At 47.8% G+C, this 18,616-nt stretch carries 16 protein-coding genes; 7 read left to right on the forward strand and 9 right to left on the reverse strand.

Translation table 11 applies throughout. The features are described from left to right. Positions 1 to 23: 23 nt before the first annotated feature. The 4 genes from ABD031_RS08860 to ABD031_RS08875 all read right to left on the reverse strand — a co-directional run bounded on the left by ABD031_RS08860 (position 24) and on the right by ABD031_RS08875 (position 3,207). A complete protein-coding gene (locus ABD031_RS08860; RefSeq protein WP_343850468.1) occupies positions 24 to 1,007 on the reverse strand; it encodes an MlaD family protein in 984 nt (327 codons plus the stop codon). After that, positions 1,004 to 1,762 (reverse strand): ABC transporter ATP-binding protein, encoded by a 759-nt coding sequence (locus ABD031_RS08865; RefSeq protein WP_343850470.1) that lies wholly within the window; start codon positions 1,760 to 1,762, stop codon positions 1,004 to 1,006. The genes ABD031_RS08860 and ABD031_RS08865 overlap by 4 nt, the downstream gene beginning before the upstream one ends. 3 nt (positions 1,763 to 1,765) lie before the next feature. Further along, positions 1,766 to 2,563: an MlaE family ABC transporter permease gene (locus tag ABD031_RS08870; RefSeq protein ID WP_343850472.1), complete on the reverse strand. Its 798-nt coding sequence runs from the start codon at positions 2,561 to 2,563 to the stop codon at positions 1,766 to 1,768. 275 nt (positions 2,564 to 2,838) lie between these two features. Next, the gene (locus ABD031_RS08875) at positions 2,839 to 3,207 is read right to left on the reverse strand and encodes a response regulator (RefSeq protein WP_343850474.1); all 369 of its coding nucleotides are present in this window, start codon (positions 3,205 to 3,207) and stop codon (positions 2,839 to 2,841) included. Positions 3,208 to 3,581: 374 nt separating this feature from the next. Between ABD031_RS08875 and ABD031_RS08880 the strand changes: the two genes are divergently transcribed. The 6 genes from ABD031_RS08880 (at position 3,582) to ABD031_RS08905 (ending at position 9,379) form a co-directional block, all read left to right on the forward strand. Next, the gene (locus ABD031_RS08880) at positions 3,582 to 4,955 is read left to right on the forward strand and encodes a TIGR00341 family protein (RefSeq protein WP_343850476.1); all 1,374 of its coding nucleotides are present in this window, start codon (positions 3,582 to 3,584) and stop codon (positions 4,953 to 4,955) included. A gap of 11 nt (positions 4,956 to 4,966) precedes the next feature. Beyond that, a complete protein-coding gene (locus ABD031_RS08885; protein WP_343850478.1) occupies positions 4,967 to 5,419 on the forward strand; it encodes a YciI family protein in 453 nt (150 codons plus the stop codon). Between the two features lie 200 nt (positions 5,420 to 5,619). After that, positions 5,620 to 6,450 carry a glucosamine-6-phosphate deaminase gene (gene nagB, locus ABD031_RS08890; protein WP_343850480.1) on the forward strand — a complete coding sequence of 277 codons (831 nt, stop codon included), beginning with the start codon at positions 5,620 to 5,622 and terminating at the stop codon, positions 6,448 to 6,450. Between the two features lie 563 nt (positions 6,451 to 7,013). Further along, on the forward strand, positions 7,014 to 8,357 hold the full coding sequence (locus ABD031_RS08895; RefSeq protein ID WP_343850482.1) for a Gfo/Idh/MocA family protein: 1,344 nt from the start codon (positions 7,014 to 7,016) through the stop codon (positions 8,355 to 8,357). 416 nt (positions 8,358 to 8,773) lie between these two features. Next, positions 8,774 to 9,121, forward strand: coding sequence for a hypothetical protein (locus tag ABD031_RS08900; protein ID WP_343850484.1), 348 nt, complete (start codon positions 8,774 to 8,776; stop codon positions 9,119 to 9,121). 63 nt (positions 9,122 to 9,184) lie between these two features. Further along, a complete protein-coding gene (locus tag ABD031_RS08905; RefSeq protein WP_343850486.1) occupies positions 9,185 to 9,379 on the forward strand; it encodes a hypothetical protein in 195 nt (64 codons plus the stop codon). Positions 9,380 to 9,580: 201 nt separating this feature from the next. Here ABD031_RS08905 and ABD031_RS08910 read toward each other — a convergent pair whose 3' ends face one another. The 5 genes from ABD031_RS08910 to ABD031_RS08930 form a co-directional block, all read right to left on the reverse strand. After that, positions 9,581 to 10,120, reverse strand: a complete 540-nt coding sequence (locus tag ABD031_RS08910) for an SRPBCC family protein (RefSeq protein WP_343850488.1) — start codon at positions 10,118 to 10,120, stop codon at positions 9,581 to 9,583. A 163-nt stretch (positions 10,121 to 10,283) separates the two neighbouring features. After that, the gene (locus ABD031_RS08915; RefSeq protein WP_343850490.1) at positions 10,284 to 11,951 is read right to left on the reverse strand and encodes a ribulokinase; all 1,668 of its coding nucleotides are present in this window, start codon (positions 11,949 to 11,951) and stop codon (positions 10,284 to 10,286) included. Between the two features lie 33 nt (positions 11,952 to 11,984). Continuing rightward, a complete protein-coding gene (locus ABD031_RS08920) occupies positions 11,985 to 13,457 on the reverse strand; it encodes a DUF3748 domain-containing protein (RefSeq protein ID WP_343850492.1) in 1,473 nt (490 codons plus the stop codon). A gap of 150 nt (positions 13,458 to 13,607) precedes the next feature. Further along, entirely contained in the window at positions 13,608 to 15,581 is a 1,974-nt protein-coding gene (locus tag ABD031_RS08925; RefSeq protein ID WP_343850494.1) for an FG-GAP repeat domain-containing protein, read from the reverse strand. A 252-nt stretch (positions 15,582 to 15,833) separates the two neighbouring features. Beyond that, positions 15,834 to 17,204, reverse strand: a complete 1,371-nt coding sequence (locus ABD031_RS08930) for a sulfatase family protein (RefSeq protein ID WP_343850496.1) — start codon at positions 17,202 to 17,204, stop codon at positions 15,834 to 15,836. Between the two features lie 452 nt (positions 17,205 to 17,656). On the opposite strand from ABD031_RS08930, the gene ABD031_RS08935 reads away from it, so the two are divergent. Continuing rightward, entirely contained in the window at positions 17,657 to 18,595 is a 939-nt protein-coding gene (locus ABD031_RS08935; RefSeq protein ID WP_343850498.1) for a dihydrodipicolinate synthase family protein, read from the forward strand. Positions 18,596 to 18,616: the final 21 nt, after the last annotated feature.

An 18,616-nucleotide genomic window follows, 5' to 3' on the forward strand; every position in this document is an offset into this window, starting at 1 on the left:
ACATCCGACAACCAGCCCCTTCCTCAATTGCCTCGGGCAGCTTTTTCCTCCGCCTTGGCTTTTCTCTTAAAACCCTTGTTGAACGGCCAGGTATATTCCAGCGCTTCCATGCCTTTGTTCAAGTTGTAGGTCGCGGAATCCGTGTTCTCAATTGTGCTTTTCAGCGACTCTGCAAAGGCCGGATCATTCAGCAGCATCCCCATGGAGTTGTCAGGGGACTCCAGCTTGTCAGCGACACCTTTGAGCTGTGTGGTCAATTGCTCCGCATTGGCTGCGGTTGCATTTAGACTCTCCATGCTGGCTTTGAGTTCCTTCATGACCGTCGTGTCCGTCACGAGATCATTGAACAGGTAGCCTTTTTGGTTTAGTTTGGCGGTGAAGGTATTCAAGTCGTTGATCATTCGGTTGGAATTAACCGATGCTCGATCCAGATTGACGAGGATCGACTTGAAGTTTTGTGCCAACAGCGAGTCAGTCATCACTGCTCCTACGATGCCTTTACCTTCAGCAATCTTGCCTGTCAACACTTTCAGGTTGGCGGTGATTTCCACCAGATTCTCGTTGTTGACCTGAAGCGTCTCCATCATTTGATCGGTATCTAAGGGCATGACCGCTTCAAGTCTGTCGCCGTCCTCTACCTGGGGTACTTCGGTACTTCCGCCATAGATCACGATGATCTTGTTGCCGATAAGACCGTCTGAGCTGATGGTTGCCTTGGAATCCTTGCGGATAAATTCGACCACTTCCTCTTCCACGTTCATCTCTACTTCCACCTGCGCATCTCCATAGAAGTTTATCTTCTTCACCGTGCCGATCTTCACACCGGAAAACCAGATGTTGTTGCCAGTCTGGAGACCCCCGATGTCGTCAAACACCGTCTTGAGCTGGATAGCCTTCACAAATTTCTTTTGTTGACCCCCAAGGGTCAATATTCCAGCTACCAAAATCGCTATGCCGATAAAGACAAATATGCCTACAATAACGGATCTCTTATTTTCGCCTCTCATGAGTTTATAAAATTATAATCGTAGAATGATTTGATTCGCTCGTCTTCAGCATTTGGAAACACTTCCTCGAAGGTTCCAACGGCATCAAACTGACCGTCGAGCAACACGGCCATTCGATCACCGGTCTGCTTGGCGCAGGCCAGATCATGGGTGATGACTATAGAGGATGTCTTGTACCGCTCTCTCACTTCCAAAATTAGATTGTTGATATCGCCGCAGGTGATCGGATCCAAACCTGCTGTAGGCTCATCATAGAGCATGATCTCGGGATTGAGAATCAAAGTCCTGGCAATGCCGATTCGCTTCTTTTGTCCCCCGGACAGCTCCGAAGGCATCTGATTGATGGTCTGAGGCAGGCCTACACTGTCCAATAACTCTTCGATTCTTGTATTGATATCCTTTCGGGTCAGGTTCTTTTCATTTCGGACTAGCGGAAATTCCATATTTTCCCTCACAGTCATACTGTCATACAGAGCGGAATTTTGAAATGAAAAACCGATCTTCAAGCGAAGCGCATTGAGGTCTTTTTTGTTCAGTTTGGACACATCTTTGCCGAAAACTTTCAGGCTTCCAGAATCCTGCTTCAGAAGCCCCACCATGATCTTGATCAAGACGGATTTTCCGGAACCGGATTTTCCCAGTACTACGAGGTTTTCCTCGCGAAACAAATCCAAATCAACTCCCTTCAATACATCAAGGTCGCCAAAGGACTTTTCAAGGCCTCGTATTTCAACTACTTTTTCCCGTTTTTCCATAGCTTACATTCCCCTGATTGCGTTGACCAACTGGAGCACCAACAATTCCTCGATAAAGATCAGGAACATCGCCATCACCACGGCGGCATTCGCTGCGCGCCCTACGCCCTCGGTTCCTTTGGAAGAATTATAACCCTTGTAGCACCCTACTATCCCAATGGTAAATCCAAACAGGATGGATTTAAGCACCGATGAAATGATATCCAAGAAGGTGATCGCTTCGAACACCTGCACAAAAAACGTGGTCAAACTGACCATTTCGTTTGCATTGACACTCAGGAAGGAACCCATCAAAGCTACAAAGTCCGTGTACATCACGAGCAGGGGGATCATCAGGGTAGTTGCCAAAACCCGCGAAACCACCAAAAACTTGAACGGATTGGTAGCCGACACTTCCATGGCATCGATCTGCTCTGTCACTTTCATTGAGCCGATCTCCGCACCGATGCTCGATCCGACTTTGCCAGCCGCAATCAGCGCCGTTACCAGAGGCCCCATCGCTCGTACCACGGCGATTGATATCAGCGAGGGCAACCAAGAAGCTGCGCCAAACTCGGTCAGCGAAGGACGTGATTGGTTGGTAAATACGATCCCGACGATGAATCCTGTCAATGAAATCAAGGGCAGTGACTCAACGCCGATTCGGTAGCACTGATGAATGACTTCCTTGAATTCGTAGGGTGGTATGAAAACCTCCTGAAAGAAACGCCGGACAAAATTCCAAGCATCCGCTAACCCCGTAAAAAACTTATCTATCTTTTTTGAAAGCAAGGGCTTTCTATCTCCCGATTGTTCGGCCATATTTCTCTAATCTATTCGATCAATCCTGAATCCGCTTGGCAAGTAGTACAAAGAAAACAAAATATAAACCAACCCTTCCTCCGAGTGGTTTATTTTTTAGAATCTGAAAAAACCCCGGTGCCACGGTCTCCATCCGAACGTATAGGAAATCTCTTGTTGATTTTACGGGTTCCGTTGAGACTTTGGTACCGTGAAATCTATCCCCACTTAGGGAAACGTCACGGGGTAAATCCCCGCACTTTCAAGAAAAAATCATGCGATGGCTTGCTCGCCCCTTAGCCTAAACCGAGAATCAAATTTGCCAGTACCTGCCAGTTTTCCTCTGAAATCGGCTTCTCCATGACTGCTTTGACTACGGCAAATTTACCTGCTTTTCTTCTGTCTTCCGACGAAGAACTCGCGGTGACAAACACGATAGGTGCCGATGATTTTGAGGAAAAATCAGCTAGCCAATCCCAGCCCGAGGAGGAATCAAAATTGAGGTCTGAAAGGATCAAATCCGCTGCATTTTCGACCAGCCAAGAGTCCAATTTTTCCGGCTCGCTAAAAAACTGAACCGAGCAATCGGGAAGGTATATTCCAATCAACTTCTTCATCAGTAAATGCTGAATCTTGTCGTCGTCCAAGTAAACTAGCTGGGTCATTCGGTAAGCGTTTGGAATATCAAGTCAATCGTTCCTTAGTCTTGCAAAAACTGACCGGATCGATTCTTAAAACTAGGTCTAATTCCCAGATATCTGCACCAGGAATAAATTCGAAATTATTTTAAGTCTTACCTAAATTTTTTAGCTATATCAAATTAAGAACACTCTAAACTCCCTTTATTCCATTATTTATCAATATGTTAACACACTTTAAATAAACTCATAAATAACACATAACTCCCCATCTTTTTTCCCCAACTGTCCTCTCCTCACATCACGTTGAGACCAACTTCCCAGCTCTGATTTCTCAGCTTCGGATAATAGATTTTAACTATAATCCTTATTTTCACCGAACTTTTAGGCTTGACACTGCTATGGCTTCTACACCCCCTGCCTCGAGAAAAAGAAACCGACTTCTCCGGTTTTTCATCTATATGGCCCACCGCTTTGACTTGGAAGAAGGCAAGGAAGATGAACTGGAAACGATAGAATACATCTCAAAGAACGTAGAGTTTAAGGGAGCTAATCTATGGATTTTGATTTTCGCGATTTTTGTCGCCTCAGTAGGCCTCAACGTCAACTCCACCGCAGTCATCATCGGAGCGATGTTGATCTCTCCGCTGATGGGCCCGATCATGGGTATCGGCATGGCCGCCGGCATCAATGATTTCGAGCTGCTCAAGCGTTCTATCCGCAACCTTGGAGTGGCCGTTTTCATCTCAATCCTGACCTCGACCATCTACTTTGCGATCACTCCGATCAGCGCTGCCGATTCGGAGTTGTTGGCGCGGACTGAACCGACTGTGTGGGACGTTTTGATTGCCTTGTTTGGGGGACTCGCCGGGATCATCGCGGGGTCTCGAAAGGAGAAAAGCAATGCCATTCCTGGGGTCGCCATTGCTACCGCTTTGATGCCTCCGCTATGTACGGCCGGCTACGGCCTGGCCACAGGAAACCTCCTTTACTTCGTCGGAGCGTTCTACCTTTTCTTTATCAATTCTGTTTTTATCAGCCTCTCCACCTACCTGATCGTCCGGTTTATGAAGTACCCAAAAAAGGATTTTATGGATCCGAAACGGGAAACTCAAGTAAAAACCTATATCACCATCATCACCCTGATGACCATCATCCCGAGCGTGTATCTGGCCTACGGGATCGTCAAAAAGGCACTCTGGAATGAGCAGGCTAGGAATTTTGTAGAGGTCCAAATCCAATATCCCAACACCCAAGTATTAGCCGCCGAATACCACTATCACGTCCCTCCAAAAACGATCGAAGTGAGCCTGATCGGGGATCAACTTCCGCCACAGGAATTGGCAAACCTGAGAAAAAAACTAATCGGCTTTGGTCTGGAAGAAACGACACTTAATTTCCTTCAAAGTGGCAATGGGACTGATCTCAACCTTCTCAGAAATGATATTCTGAAAGACCTCTATGAAAGAAACGAACTGCTGATTCAGGACAAGGACAAAAAAATCGCCCTCCTCGAAAATGAAATTCTGGCCGATATAAACGCCCGCCAGCTCAGTGTAGAAATCGCCGAAGAGGCTAGAATCAACCACCCCAATCTTAAGAAATTTACCTTTGGACGTACTCTGATGTCAGACTTGGAAAAAAACAAGGTTGACACGCTCTTGGTAGCCTATGCACAGTTTTCTCCCAAACCCACCAAAACCGAGTCGAAAAAGCTGACCGAATGGATTAAAGTCCGCACCAAATCTGACACCATCGCCTTGATCCTGTACTAGCACCCAAAAATATGACCAAGCTAATCACAACATTCGCCCTCCTATTCGGAGTCATCTCCGGAGGATTTGCCCAAAGTGAATACGACGAAGCACTCGCACACAAACTCGGCGCTGACGAGTATGGTATGAAGAAATACGTCATGGCCTTTCTCCTCCGAGGCGATCGAGTCTCTGAGTACACGACAGAGCAGCGTCAGGAGATTCAGGGTGCCCACATGGCAAATATCGGCAGGATGGCTGAAGAAGGCTCTCTCGTTCTCGCCGGTCCATTTTTTGGAAACGAGGACCTTCGCGGCATTTATGTCTTCGATGTCCAAAGTCTGGACGAAGCCAAAACGCTGACGGAAACCGATCCGGCGATCAAAGCTGGAGTCCTCAAGATGGACCTGAAGGAATGGTATGGTTCTGCAGCCCTAATCCTACTTACCGATCTCTATCCCAAGGTCACGAAGAAGAATTTCTAACCAACTCGGAAGTCGAGTAAAAAACAACCTCAATTGCTTTTTACCAGCACCTGACACTTGGTTTTTTTGATTGTAAAAAAATATCCGTTTCTCAGAAAATCGGTCTAGTACTATTTCCAAAAATTGGAGTATTACTTGAGGAAGCTCGCTCCAAGAGACTTCAGAAAACCGCGTTAATTAACAGTTAAACCAGAGATACGATGAGACTCCTCATTCATGATAATTATGACTTGCTTTCGAGATGGGTGGCAAATTACATTGTAGGCAAGATCAAAGCCCACCAGGAAAAAACCTCCGAGCCCTTTGTTCTCGGCCTTCCTACCGGTTCCTCACCGGTGGGAACCTATCGCGAACTGGTCAAACTCAATCAGAAAGGGAGGGTTTCTTTTCAAAATGTCATCACTTTCAACATGGATGAATATGTAGCGTTGGAGGAGTCTCACCCAGAAAGCTATCATTCGTTCATGTACAGTAATTTTTTCAACCATATAGAAATCCCGAAGGAGAACATCAATATTCTCGATGGGAATGCCGAAAATCTCGAAGCGGAATGCCTACGGTACGAGGAAAAAATCAAAGCCGTCGGGGGGATCGATCTGTTTCTGGGTGGCATTGGCAACGACGGACACATCGCTTTCAACGAGCCTGGATCATCCCTCACCTCGAGAACCAGAGTCAAAACACTAAATACGGAGACCAGGATGGTCAATTCTCGATTTTTTGAAAATGACCTCAACAAGGTTCCCAAACTCGCCTTGACCGTCGGCGTCGGCACGGTGATGGATGCCAAGGAGGTAGTTATCATTGTAAGCGGTCACCAAAAATCCCGCGCCTTGCACATGGCCGTGGAAGGCGGAGTCTCCCACATGTGGACCATCAGCGCGCTTCAGTTGCATCACAAATCCATGATCGTCTGCGACGAAGGAGCTACCGACGAACTGAAGGTCAGCACATACAAATACTTCAAGGATATCGAAAAGGACAACATCGATCCCGCTCTTGCCAGCCAAGGCGATCAGTACCTGTTCTAAATCGATTGGAGTTTACGTTAATTCCGCCGGTGGTGATAGTTGGGTTTCGGTGGTCATCGGATTGCAATCCAGTCCTACGATACCGTTAATTTTTGAGTCAGTCCTCTTACTACAACCTGTGCATCAAACCTCATCGTCGTTGCCTCGATGAATTTCCATCTACCACGGCACGTTCTATCCAGCGTTAATCTGATGGAAACCAGCCCCCAGCATTTAACGACTTCAATTTCAGAGTAGTCATTTTTGGAAAAACCAGCGTAATAACAAAAGACGCCGAGCGTATGATTCCGCGACCTTTCTATTGTAGTTTAAAATTTGGACGACGAATCCGGAACTAGTCAAAACGGGAGTTGTTTGGCTTTCAGAGAAATACGCCACGAAATCGTTTGAGTTAATACTTTGCCGCCCACATAGAATATTGCTAATGTTTAGAGAATTAACATTTAACTTCAATGTACAAGCAATAACCCATTTGGTACACGGCTCGGATTCGATCCTCAATCCGATGCAGGTGTTGAGGAATCATCTTCAAACTAAAAAACAATAACCTAACAACGAATAAAATGTCAAAAGATCCAACAAGAAGAACATTCATTAAAAAAACCGCACTTGCGGGGGCAGCGGCGATTACGATCCCCACCTTTATCCCGTCATCAGCTTTTGGTGCGAATGACAGAATCAACGCGGCAGTATTGGGAATAAACGGAAGGGGACAAAGCCACATTTCTAGTTTTATGGCGCAAAAGGATCTTCAGGTGACCACACTTTGTGACCCTGATATGAGGTTGCTCACCGCAAATCAGAAAAGCTTTAAGGAAAAATACAATGCCGATGTTGCGATCGAGCAAGATCTGCGCAAAGTCTTTGCAAACAAGGATATCGATGTGGTCAGCATCGCCATGCCAAACCACTGGCATTCTTTGGCTACAATCTGGGCTTGCCAGGCAGGCAAAGACGTCTATGTCGAGAAGCCCGGCTCCCACAACATCTCGGAAGGCCGCCGAATGGTGGAAGCCGCCCATAAGTACAAGCGCATCGTGCAGCACGGGGTGCAGTTGAGAAGCTCTCCTGCCGTACAGGAAGCCGTTCAACTCATGCGAGACGGTTATATCGGTAAGGTGTACATGGCCCGTGGCCTCGTATTCAGAATGAGGGGTGACATTGGCGACAAAGGTCTTTCTCCGGTACCAGAAGGACTGGACTACGAACTTTGGACTGGCCCGGCACCGAAAGCGCCTTTTACAGAAAATCTGGTGCATTACAACTGGCACTGGCACTGGGATTATGGCAATGGCGATGTCGGAAACCAGGGAATCCACGAGACTGACCTTTGCCAATGGGGCTTGGACGTTGGCTTGCCTACCAAGATCACTTCCATGGGTGGCAAATTCCTGTGGAAAGACAGCAAAGAGACTCCCGAACTTCTGACCTCGATCTATCACTATCCTGAACAGGAGAAAATCATCCAGTTCGAAGTTAGACCTTGGTTGACCAACACCGAAGGCGGTGCCGGAGTCGGTAACATCTTCTATGGAGATAAGGGATACATCGTGGTGGACGGCTACGACAAGTACACTTCGTTCCTCGGGAAGGATAACAAGCCAGGAATGTCGAAATCTGATGGTGGACCGGTAGCCGACGGTGTCGATCGCGGACTTGGAGGCACAGATGGCCACTTCGAAAACTTCATCAAGGCAGTACGCGCACGCGACAGCTCTATCTTGAATGGCCCAGTAGAGACTGCTCACCTGTCATCTGCGCTGGCTCATCTTGGAAATATCGCCTACAGACTGGATCGAGTGCTTGAGTTCGATCCTAAATCAGAAACTTTCGTCAACGACAAAGAAGCTGATGCGATGCTGACCCGTGATTACAGAAAAGGATTTGAGGTACCGAAGTCAGTTTAAAGACTGAGATTGGCTTGGAGTTCTCACGCCTTGAAACAGAAAACCCGCCTGGAGGAATCCGAGCGGGTTTTTTTGGGTTTTAAAGGAATCCATTGTGGAGCCTTTTGCTCGGAATTTTTTGAAGTGTTTCAAGCTTGATCAAACTGAAATGTCCAATAGGTTTTTAAACTGGGACAGTATTATTTCATCACCCAGTTTTTTCCCAACGCCACCCCATTTCGGGGCGTTTTTTCCACTTTCATTACATTCGACTGATTCAAGTTTACGGCCGATAACAATAAAAAAAGCACTCTCAATGGTTCAAAAGCCACTTTCAGAAGATTTATAAAAGACCATAACTCTCTTCCAACACACTGGTCTCAGACTTGCTTCAATCAGTTCAACAGAGACCAATTTTTCTCCTAAACCCGGAAATCATGAGCACATCCAAGGATATGACTACCTATTCTCAGGTATTGAATCAATTGCCAGCCAAAGGGTACGGCAAGGAATTAAACATCAGCAGAGCAGGTGCAAAGTTTGACAAGGGCGAGGAAATCCTGCAACCCGAGCAACTCAAGATCGTCAAGACCTATCGTTTTGAAGGAGAGTCTGACCCTTCGGATATGGCAGTTATCTACCTGTTGCATAGTGACTCTGGCGAAAAAGGGTTCATCCTGAATGCCTATGGCACCTACTCTGACGACGACAATCAATATTACAATGAGTTTATCAAGCGCGTTCCAGTCGATGAGATGAAAGAGCTGGACCTGTGGCAACGATAAAAGCCGGATTGAGCAAGTGCACTTTTAGTTAAATCTATTTTTCAACGACCAAATCATTGACCTATGCAAACTTCAGTAAACACCTACCTTATTCCCCACCTGGTGACCGGCAAAAAACACGATGACGATGTGGATAAAGGAACTAACAGAAAAACACCGGGCAACAATCAAGGTGCCCGACCACCGGAGGAGGAGGATTTTGACGAAATCCACGAAAGGGGTAAAAAGGTAAAAAAGAAAGAAAAGACCGACAATTAACCTGTCATATCATAACATTCATAAGTAATTTTTTGGGGTGATATCTGGACTTTAGTTCCAGTAGTCCTGTCGGGAGGGGTTCCGACAGGTTTTTTTCTTTATACCGGGAAGGTTATTTTTCTCGGACTCCCCTATTATCAAAGCCTGGCAGGGTATGGCCATACATCCGCCACTATGATAATTGTCCCCTAGACTCCCCCATTACTTCTCCAACAAACGCTTCAGATTGTCCAGTCCAGTTTGAAAATCATTGCCTATCATCTCCTCCATACCCATCATCGGCACCATTAGGTTCATTGGATAGGCCATCTTTCCATCGAATCCCCAAGCCACTTCCGTTTGACCGGCATCGATTTCCGAAAAGGTCATATAGGCCTTATCGGTACTTTCGAAGGGGTCAAAAAACCGCAATTCAAAATCGATTCGCTTTCCCTCCTGCATCGCGATGATCTCCTGCTCCCCATGACCAACCTCGGGATTGTCGCTTTTCCAACCTGAGACAAAGCCAACCGTTCCGTCCTCACCCTCATAGTAATGCTCCATCTCAGGATCCATCAGATTCCATTTCCCGTATTGATTTTGGTTTTTCAGGTACTTGGCAAAATCGTAAACTTCGTCCAGCGGACGGTCGATCACGATTGCGCGGCTTGCTCCATAATCTGTGGGCACAAAAAGCGCTACGATCAACGGAACCCCAATCAAAATAAGGACAATGATCCCGAGGATTTTTAGAATTTTCATGGCTTTCTTTTTTTGGATTTACACTGAAAATAAAAAATATCCGGGTGAAAATCAATCACTAGACAATCCTTGATATCCACTCCTTTTCTGTTTGCCTTTTGCGATTTCGGATTATTTTTAGAATATCAAAACGGCGAAAGTCCGAAGACTTAAGCAAAAAAACCTACGCCTTTCCAAACTCCACAAACCTCCCCAACTCCAAATATTCCTGATATTTCCCTCGATAGTATTCCACATTCGCTGGAATCGGCTGATATTCCTCCTGCTTCGGACTGGCAATCGCATCGGAGGCGTCTTGCAAATTGGAATAAATCCCTGAGGCAACTGCCCCAAAGATCGCCGCACCCAATGCCGGTGTTTGTTCGGAGGCTGATACACCTATTGGCATATCCAAGATATCGGCCATGGTCTGCACCAAAAACGGAGACTTCTTCGCAATGCCGCCGATCCCAACGACTTCATCGATTCGCACGCCGTTTTGCTTAAACCATTCGATGATGCCTTTGGAACCAAAGCAAAGTGCCTCGACCAAAGCCTTAAATACTTGCCCGTTTCCGACACTCATATCCAAACCCGCAAGCGCGCTTTTCAGCGACTCATTCAATCCCGGTGATCTGCGCCCATTGATCCAATCCACCGCAACCACGGAAGATTCCAAAGGAACTTTCATCGCCTCGGCGTTTAGGTACCCCATCAGCTTATCCGAAAGTTCCGCCAGCAATTGCTCTTTGGTGCCTTGATCCAAAACTTCACTCGCCTCGATCAAGTCAAAAGTCGGCGTAGAAACCAATCGTTTGTACCAAGCCAAAAAGTCTCCAAATCCTGCCTGACCTGCTTCGAACCCGATCAATCCAGGAAGAATCGATCCGTCGACCTGACCGCTGATTCCCTGGACAGGTTCCGGATCGACTTCATCGTAGTTGGCCACCAACATATCGCAAGTCGAGGTTCCCATCACTTTCACCAGTGTACCGGGCTTCACTCCAGCTCCCACCGCGCCGGCATGGGCGTCAATTGTTCCAACAGCCACGACAGTCTCGGGGGAAAGCCCAAGTTTCTCAGCCCATTTGGGAGAAAGATTTCCTGCAGCCCGATCCGAAGTCATGGTTTCGTTCCCCATCAGTCGACCGAGAGCCGCCAATTCGGGATGGAGTTGCTTCAAATATTCTCCTGACGGAAAACCGCCCCAGGAGGCATGCCAAAGCCCTTTGTGTCCGGCTCCACAACGGCTGCGTTTGATTTCTTCGGGTTTCAGCAAACCGGTCAGTTCTCCGGCGATGTAGTCACAATGCTCCACCCAGTTGGGCTGGGCTGCAGCGATGGCTGAATTATTTCTGTAGATAAAAAGGATTTTGGCCCAAAACCACTCCGAACTGTACATTCCACCAGAGTAACGGGTATAGTCTACTCCGCCCCAGTTTTGGGCAAGCTTGGTAATTTCTTCTGCTTCAGCAATGGCTGAGTGATCTTTCCAGAGTACCATCATCGCATCGGGATCCTCGGCAAATTCCGCTGCAAAAACCAATGGTTCCCCGCTCTTTTGCAAAGGCATTGGTGAAGACCCTGTCGCATCGATACCGATTCCTTTGACCTTTTTGGGATCAATGCCGGACTCTTCCAGCGCTTCGACAATGGTTTTTTCTAATCCCTCCAGATGATCCAAAGGGTGCTGCCGGTATTGGCTTCGGGCCGGATCACAGTATTTTCCTGCTTTCCAACGGGGGTAAGCGAAAACCGATGTAGCGAGCACGGCACCACTCTGGGCATTGACGACGATTGACCTCACGGAATCAGACCCAAAGTCCACACCGATGACATAGTTATTTTCCATAGTTTGCTTAGCGATTGATCTGAATCTTTTAGATTACTTAAAAGGATTCATGGTGAAAATCTGAAAAAAAGAACCCCCGGCCTCATCGACCCGCTTATTATATACCAGAGTCTGACCGGAATAAGACCAGTTGAAGTTCCACAGTTGTCCATGATTCGGCTGAGGCGCAGGCCCCACGAGCGTGGTTTTGCCGCTCGTGACGTCTGCGATATACACCCGGTTTTGGTGCCCAAAAGCAACCCAACGCTCATCCGGACTCAGACTGAAACCAGTCTCCGGAGAAAAGTCATTGTGCGTAAGCTGCACCGGCTCGCCGCCATTCGGTGACACGGAGTGCAACTGAACGACGCCGTCATCAGACTTGGCGTAGAAGAAAATCCTGTCTCCTTTCTTCGAAGTTCGCAACCAATGTCTTGGCCCCTCCACGCCGGGATATTTCTTATCCGCTGTGAAAGTCACCCTTCTTTGAATAAAGGCTTTTGGCATCTCCGGCATCTTGGTCTCTGAACCATTCAGGTCAGTTTCCGCCAAACTCTGCTCCCAGTTTTCAGGGATTTCGGTCACAAAAACCTCGGTCACGACATTGCCTTCGGCAGTCAGGACATCTCCGAGATAGGCCATCGCACGATAGACTTTTTCGCCGTTAGCTCGGGTGAAGCCCTCCGCACCGACCCATGTTTCCTCGGCTGCCTTTTGAATCTCATCCGAACCAGGCCTTGGAAAAGGAACCACTTCCGCGGCGATGACCGAAAAACCACTCCCGGAAAACTCCTGACCTGGAAGTTCAGTCTGAACCTCCACTGCTTTGCCTTTAACCGTAAATGCCACCGTGCGGATGTCTTTTACCGTCGGATCGGTCTTGGAAGTCTCTAACAGGACGGCATCATTGTATGTAAAACTGATCCAATTCCCGTCGGCCGTGTAGCTATAGGCATGACTCCCGCCTCGCAAAGCACCCGGGGTGTAAGGTGCTGTGATATCTCTTGCATCGAGGTTGTGCGAAACGGGATTAGCCAAGTCATTCAAGTCAAGTCCGATGGCTGATCTACGGGTAATATCGTATGGGTGCTCTGCATCTGCAGAAAGCAGGCCGCGGATAAATGCCACTTCTCCTCCCTGTGGGTTAAAGCTCACCGCGCCGGAACCCGGTCCGTATACCTGCTGTCCAGGAACTCGATAAAGTTCTTTGACCTCGCCAGACTGGAGATTAACCATGCCGATCAGGTCATTTTCGCCCATCTTGGGATCTTCACCCCTCCCGTCAAATGCCACCCATTGATCATCTGGCGAAAAAGCCTGCCGATGATTTACAAAATATCCCTGAAGTCCTTGGGTAAGCTGTCGTTCTTCAGCGTTTGGGTTGGGTGTCACATTCACGGTGGTTTGGTTTGTAGGTTGAGAGCAAGAGTTTAGGATTACGGCAAAAAGCGCCAAGTGCATTCGGCTATCCGGAAAATAGCTGTTGAGCAAAGAGCTAAGGGAATTGATTGATTGATTAAAATTCATTTTTTGCGTTTGACGAATCCAGTTGGTTAATCAATTTTCATCCAAACAGATTGACTAAAAAAACCTCCTAAGCCCTTTAAGAAAGGGGGAATTGGCCAAATCAAAGTTTGAAGTATAAACTCGACTATTCCACTTTTGAAGTTCATAGATTTAGCGTGACAGATGATAAAAATGCCCGTCTTCGGCGCCGACCAAGACGTCCCATACTCCATTTTTGTTCCAGTCGACAAAGGTCGGGCTGGTCGTATGTCCGGCCAGGATATTCGGTGCAAGTTGCCCCTGGTTTTTAAAAAACACTTTTCCATCTTCGGCCTTCACCTGTTCAAAAAGCGACACATTGATACTGTTGACCAGCATATCCAGATCACCGTCGTTGTCCCAGTCCAGGAAACTCAACTTGCGCCTGCCGCTACTTCCGGCTTCTTTGAAGTTTAGCCTTAATAGCCCCGGAGCTTCCACTTCCACTTCATTTTTGTTTCCAAATACGGAAGCATCTACTCCGTGAAAAATCCGCTGTCCAGGGGTGAGCATCAGTTTTCCGTCGATCATCTTTCTCTCGAAAAATACCAGATACCCCTCGTGATCCAGCATTACCAAATCCATCAAGCCATCCTTGTTCCAGTCAATGGCATAAGGCGTTGTTCTCCATTGAGTCGCCAGTTCACTTGATCCTGGCTTCCACCAATTCCAAGCGGGAGACGGAACGGGTATATTTCCCCAGGCCACTTCCACAGGCTTGGGAGCTTGAAGCTTTCCTTTCCCTGCGTTTTTGAGCCATTCCACTTTTCCCCAGATCGAGTTGATGATAATGTCTCCCTTGCCGTCTCCGTCCCAATCCGCAACGGAAAGCGTGGTGTAACCCCACTTGGCTTCGGCTGGTCCTTGGATGGAACCATTTTCGCCAGCTTGCACGCGGAAGGGCTTTCCGTCCACTTCCAAAAGCACCGGTTCAGCCCATTGCGGCGCCGGGCCATCCTTGAGATTTTCGATGAACGCCACGTGTCCTGCGGAATTCCCAGCCACAATATCCAAGTCACCGTCCTGATCCCAGTCGTAGGAAACCGGCGTGACCAAAGCGCCAAACTTCAGGTTGTCGGCCTTTTGGCGAAAGTATTTGGGAGAGTCAAAAACCGGAATTCCACCTTTGTTCTTTCCTGTATTTCTCACCAAAGCCACGCGTCCGTCTTCATCACCTACTACCAGATCAACCCAGCCGTCCTGATCCCAATCGATCGCGACCGGCAAGATCATCTCCAAATCCATCTTAATGATTCCATGCTTGTTGCTCAGGAGCTTTCCTTCGGAAAATTCAGGTTTCGTCCGGGTGCCCACATTTTCGAAATAAGTCATCTTGTCGAGAAACTCGCCTGTGATCAGATCCAAATCTCCGTCACCGTCAAAGTCCGCCATGTTGGGCGAAGGCGCTCCATAGACATCGAGATCTTTTCCTTTGACCTGAATTCTACCGAGGTTTTTGTAGGCTCCTTTGTCATTTTCCACCAAATACACGAACCCGTGCAGCGGGCCATTTGTCCATTTCCCTTCGGCATTGAAGGCGTTGTCCCAGCCGTAGTCGCTCCAACTGTCGACCCCAACCAAGATATCCTGATCCCCATCGCCGTCGTAGTCGATCATCTTCCACTGATTAAATCGGGGATTTTTTTCAAAGTCTTTCAGGATCTCTTCCTTCGGAAAAAGTGCCTCCGGACTTTGATCCAGGCTTTTCTGAAAGTCTTTCAACTCCGTTCCCGGCACCAAAACCCGAGCTTGTCCATCGGTGTGCGATACCTGAACTTGGGAGATTGCCGGACCTAACCGAACCGGAGGCTCGAAGACTGGGAAGCTTTCTCCGGATTTGTTTTCAAAAAAGTAAAGGCCATTAAAGGGCTTGTCGGGACAGGAAACCAACAAATCCATGTCTCCATCTCCGTCGTAATCCATTGGCATCGGCCAAGCCCAAAGTCCAACTCCGACGAAAGACGTCGCGCCGGGATTGTTGTATTTGACGATAGTGAACTCGCCGATCTCGGAATCAGTCACCGCAACCCGATGCCTGCCAATATCCACGTGGGAAAACAGGAAAAAGAGACACAAGAAGGCAAAGAGAGGAACAACGTATTTCATATCGAGTCAATTTGGGCTTTCCGGACAAGCAAAATAAGGGTTACCAAATATCCCTTAGCTCACGAAAAAAAGGACCAGAACTCAAGTATACCGAAGCACAATGGCTTTAGCTCACAATCCTTTCTCGTAGCATAGAACTGCACTTGGTCACTAAAAAGGCTATTCAGACAAAATAAAAAAAGTAAAGCCTTCCCCGTTGTTTCCCGCTAGAGGACTGATCGCTGAGTCTGAGACTAAACCCCTGAATCCACACTACTCCTTCACCAACTTTGCCTCCGTATATCCCGCTGCCATTTTCTCCATCTTGCTTCTGAGCTTGGAAAGCTGGGATTGATAAGCCGGATTACCTGCAAGATTATTGATCTCCATAGGATCGACACTCAGGTCATATAATTCTTCGTGGGCAGGATCATTGATATAGCGCATATACTTCCAGCCTTCAGTTCGAACTCCTTCACTAGGCGCGATGATCTCAACTTGCCACAGGTGCTCTGTCAAAAATTCTTTACGCTTAGCCAAGGCATTTGATCTGAGGCTTTCCCCTTGCCAAGTCTTGGGAGCCTTGATGCCTGCAAAATCCAGGATGGTCGACGGCACGTCGATATTCAGCGCAAAGTCGGTACTTCGCTCGCCACCTGTTGCTCTCGGATCATACACGATCAGCGGCACCCGCAGAGAGTTGTCGTACATCAGCCACTTGCCCGCCAGCTGTCGCTCTCCGAGGAAATATCCATTGTCACCCATGAAGATGATGACCGTATTTTTTGAAAGGCCTTTTGCTTCCAAAGCCTTCCGGATCTTGCCGATCTCTGCGTCCACTTCCGAAATCATGCGATAATAACCCTTCACGCTATGCTGATATTTTTCCGGCGTATCATACCGCCAGTGCCAACGGGTACGATTTTCTCCGGTTCGTACATACTCAGGCTGTGCCAGAAAATAGGACTCCTCCTTTAGCTCAGGATCTGGGATCGAGACATTTTGGTACATCGTATCGTACTCAGGTGACCAGAAATATTGAAGCTTAGCCGGGTCGTGCGCATGAGGCGCGCTAAAGCTGAGCGAAAGCATAAAAGGTTGATCTGCGGGTGCTTCGGCAATAAAATCAATCGCCTGCTGCCCCGTGTAGCGGCTCAAGTGGACGCTGTCATTTTCGAGGGTTTTGAAAAAATACCCTCGGCGATCCGCATATTTCCCATTTCGATCATAGTTGTCTCCCTGGTCAAAAAGGCTGGAAAATCCCGAATAACTCACACCAAACTTCCCAAAGAAACCGGTGTGATACCCCGCCTCCCGCAACTTGACGGGATAGGATTGATCAATGTAAGGCTGTTTGATGTCGCCCCGCCCGAAGGTGTAGCCATGTGTCCGCTCGTACATTCCGGTTAAGATACTGGCCCGACTGGCTGCGCAGATTGGTGTGGTGACGAAGGCATTTTCGAAGTAAGTCCCCTCCGCGGCCAAGCGATCCATCTCGGGCGTCTGAATGATGGGATTCCCCGCAAATCCAAGCGCATCCCAACGCTGATCGTCAGTGAGGATAAAGATGATATTGGGTCGCCCGGTCTGGGACAAAACCAACTTTGGTGCTAAAAAAAGCAGGAGTAGAAAGAGAGTACGCATGAATTCTAATTTACGGCATATTGGGACAAGTCAAACAGGAATTCGTCCTGTGGTATCTGTCTCTGAAAAAAAAGTCAGGCTGCTAAAACTTTTTAAGGAAAATGGAAAGCGACGATCACTTGGCGCGGGTCTCGATCCGGCTCAGAGTTAGCGTTTTGCGGCCAGCTTAATCAATCACAAATTGGGTGTCGATGCGGCACACCCGAAAAGCCACTAACACTTCCCGAATTGCAACCCGATAAAAAAAGAAAGTAACGAGATTAGTCTTTTTGACCTAGTTGAAGGTATTACCTACGAAAAACCGCGGTTTTGTTGAATGAAAGCAAGAGCAATTTTAGCGATTCAGCCAGGACAGAGTCCGACGGCTACATTGTCTGAGTCGCTACGCGTTCAACAAAGTCTGGGTAATACACTTCCTTCTCAACGATTAATTTTATTTCTTGCTTCGACCTATGAACCCTAGCCAAGCATTTCAGGGGATATTTCCCCCAATGATCACCCCCTTGAATCCGGATTTTTCTCTGGATGTGGCGCATACTGAAAAACTCATCGAACATCTCATCGAAGGCGGAGCTCACGGTATCTTCATCATCGGTACCACCGGCGAGTCTGCCAGTATCTCACCTGATGTCAAGAGTGATCTGATCCGATTGACCTGCAAGCAGGTAAATGGCCGAGTTCCTGTTTTGGTGGGGATCACCGAGTCATCCTTTGTGCAAGCCCTGGATCTGGCAGCAATCGCCTTCGAATCAGGTGCAAGTGCGCTGGTAGCCGCAACTCCTTTCTACATCAATATCGACCAAGACGAGGTAGTCAACTATTTTCAAAAACTGGCCGATGCCGTGAAATTGCCGCTATTTCTATACGACATGCCTTCGCACACCAAGGTGAAGATCGAGATCGAATCGGCCGTGAAACTATCCGCACATCCTAACATCATCGGCCTGAAAGACAGTACCGGAGACAAGGCCAATTTCGCTGCACTTTGCGAAGCGTTCAAGGATCAACCTGAATTCAAGCTATTCATCGGCCCAGAAGAGATCCTCGGCGAAGCACTGGCAATGGGTGGACACGGTGGGGTATCCGGTGGTGCCAACATGTTCCCGAAACTCTATGTGAGCCTGTATGAAGCTTTTCAAAAGAACGAGACAGAAAAAGTCCAAAGTCTACAGGACACCATTCAGTTCGTCAGCGAAAACATCTACCAAAACGGCACCTATAAATCCAGCTACCTGAAAGGCCTCAAAGGCTCTCTGTCGTTTGAGGGGCTTTGCAATGGCGTCTTGGCTTTGCCCCTTTACTCCTATTCAGACACAGATCTGGCCGACCTTCGTCCACGATTCCTGAACGTGAAAGATCAAGTCGAGCAAGCCTTGCTTCAGTCGATCTAATACAACATACAAGGATGCAAA

Origin of the sequence: Algoriphagus jejuensis (assembly GCF_039523455.1) — a bacterium.
In the GTDB taxonomy this organism is placed as follows: Bacteria; Bacteroidota; Bacteroidia; order Cytophagales; family Cyclobacteriaceae; genus Algoriphagus; species Algoriphagus jejuensis.

What these genes read in the sequence shown, in the direction of transcription:
- ABD031_RS08860 (WP_343850468.1), bottom strand. Translation starts at nt 1,007, where the DNA reads ATGAGAGGCGAAAATAAGAGATCCGTTATTGTAGGCATATTTGTCTTT.
- ABD031_RS08865 (WP_343850470.1), bottom strand. Translation starts at nt 1,762, where the DNA reads ATGGAAAAACGGGAAAAAGTAGTTGAAATACGAGGCCTTGAAAAGTCC.
- ABD031_RS08870 (WP_343850472.1), bottom strand. Translation starts at nt 2,563, where the DNA reads ATGGCCGAACAATCGGGAGATAGAAAGCCCTTGCTTTCAAAAAAGATA.
- ABD031_RS08875 (WP_343850474.1), bottom strand. Translation starts at nt 3,207, where the DNA reads ATGACCCAGCTAGTTTACTTGGACGACGACAAGATTCAGCATTTACTG.
- ABD031_RS08880 (WP_343850476.1), top strand. Translation starts at nt 3,582, where the DNA reads ATGGCTTCTACACCCCCTGCCTCGAGAAAAAGAAACCGACTTCTCCGG.
- ABD031_RS08885 (WP_343850478.1), top strand. Translation starts at nt 4,967, where the DNA reads ATGACCAAGCTAATCACAACATTCGCCCTCCTATTCGGAGTCATCTCC.
- nagB (WP_343850480.1), top strand. Translation starts at nt 5,620, where the DNA reads ATGAGACTCCTCATTCATGATAATTATGACTTGCTTTCGAGATGGGTG.
- ABD031_RS08895 (WP_343850482.1), top strand. Translation starts at nt 7,014, where the DNA reads ATGTCAAAAGATCCAACAAGAAGAACATTCATTAAAAAAACCGCACTT.
- ABD031_RS08900 (WP_343850484.1), top strand. Translation starts at nt 8,774, where the DNA reads ATGAGCACATCCAAGGATATGACTACCTATTCTCAGGTATTGAATCAA.
- ABD031_RS08905 (WP_343850486.1), top strand. Translation starts at nt 9,185, where the DNA reads ATGCAAACTTCAGTAAACACCTACCTTATTCCCCACCTGGTGACCGGC.
- ABD031_RS08910 (WP_343850488.1), bottom strand. Translation starts at nt 10,120, where the DNA reads ATGAAAATTCTAAAAATCCTCGGGATCATTGTCCTTATTTTGATTGGG.
- ABD031_RS08915 (WP_343850490.1), bottom strand. Translation starts at nt 11,951, where the DNA reads ATGGAAAATAACTATGTCATCGGTGTGGACTTTGGGTCTGATTCCGTG.
- ABD031_RS08920 (WP_343850492.1), bottom strand. Translation starts at nt 13,457, where the DNA reads ATGAATTTTAATCAATCAATCAATTCCCTTAGCTCTTTGCTCAACAGC.
- ABD031_RS08925 (WP_343850494.1), bottom strand. Translation starts at nt 15,581, where the DNA reads ATGAAATACGTTGTTCCTCTCTTTGCCTTCTTGTGTCTCTTTTTCCTG.
- ABD031_RS08930 (WP_343850496.1), bottom strand. Translation starts at nt 17,204, where the DNA reads ATGCGTACTCTCTTTCTACTCCTGCTTTTTTTAGCACCAAAGTTGGTT.
- ABD031_RS08935 (WP_343850498.1), top strand. Translation starts at nt 17,657, where the DNA reads ATGAACCCTAGCCAAGCATTTCAGGGGATATTTCCCCCAATGATCACC.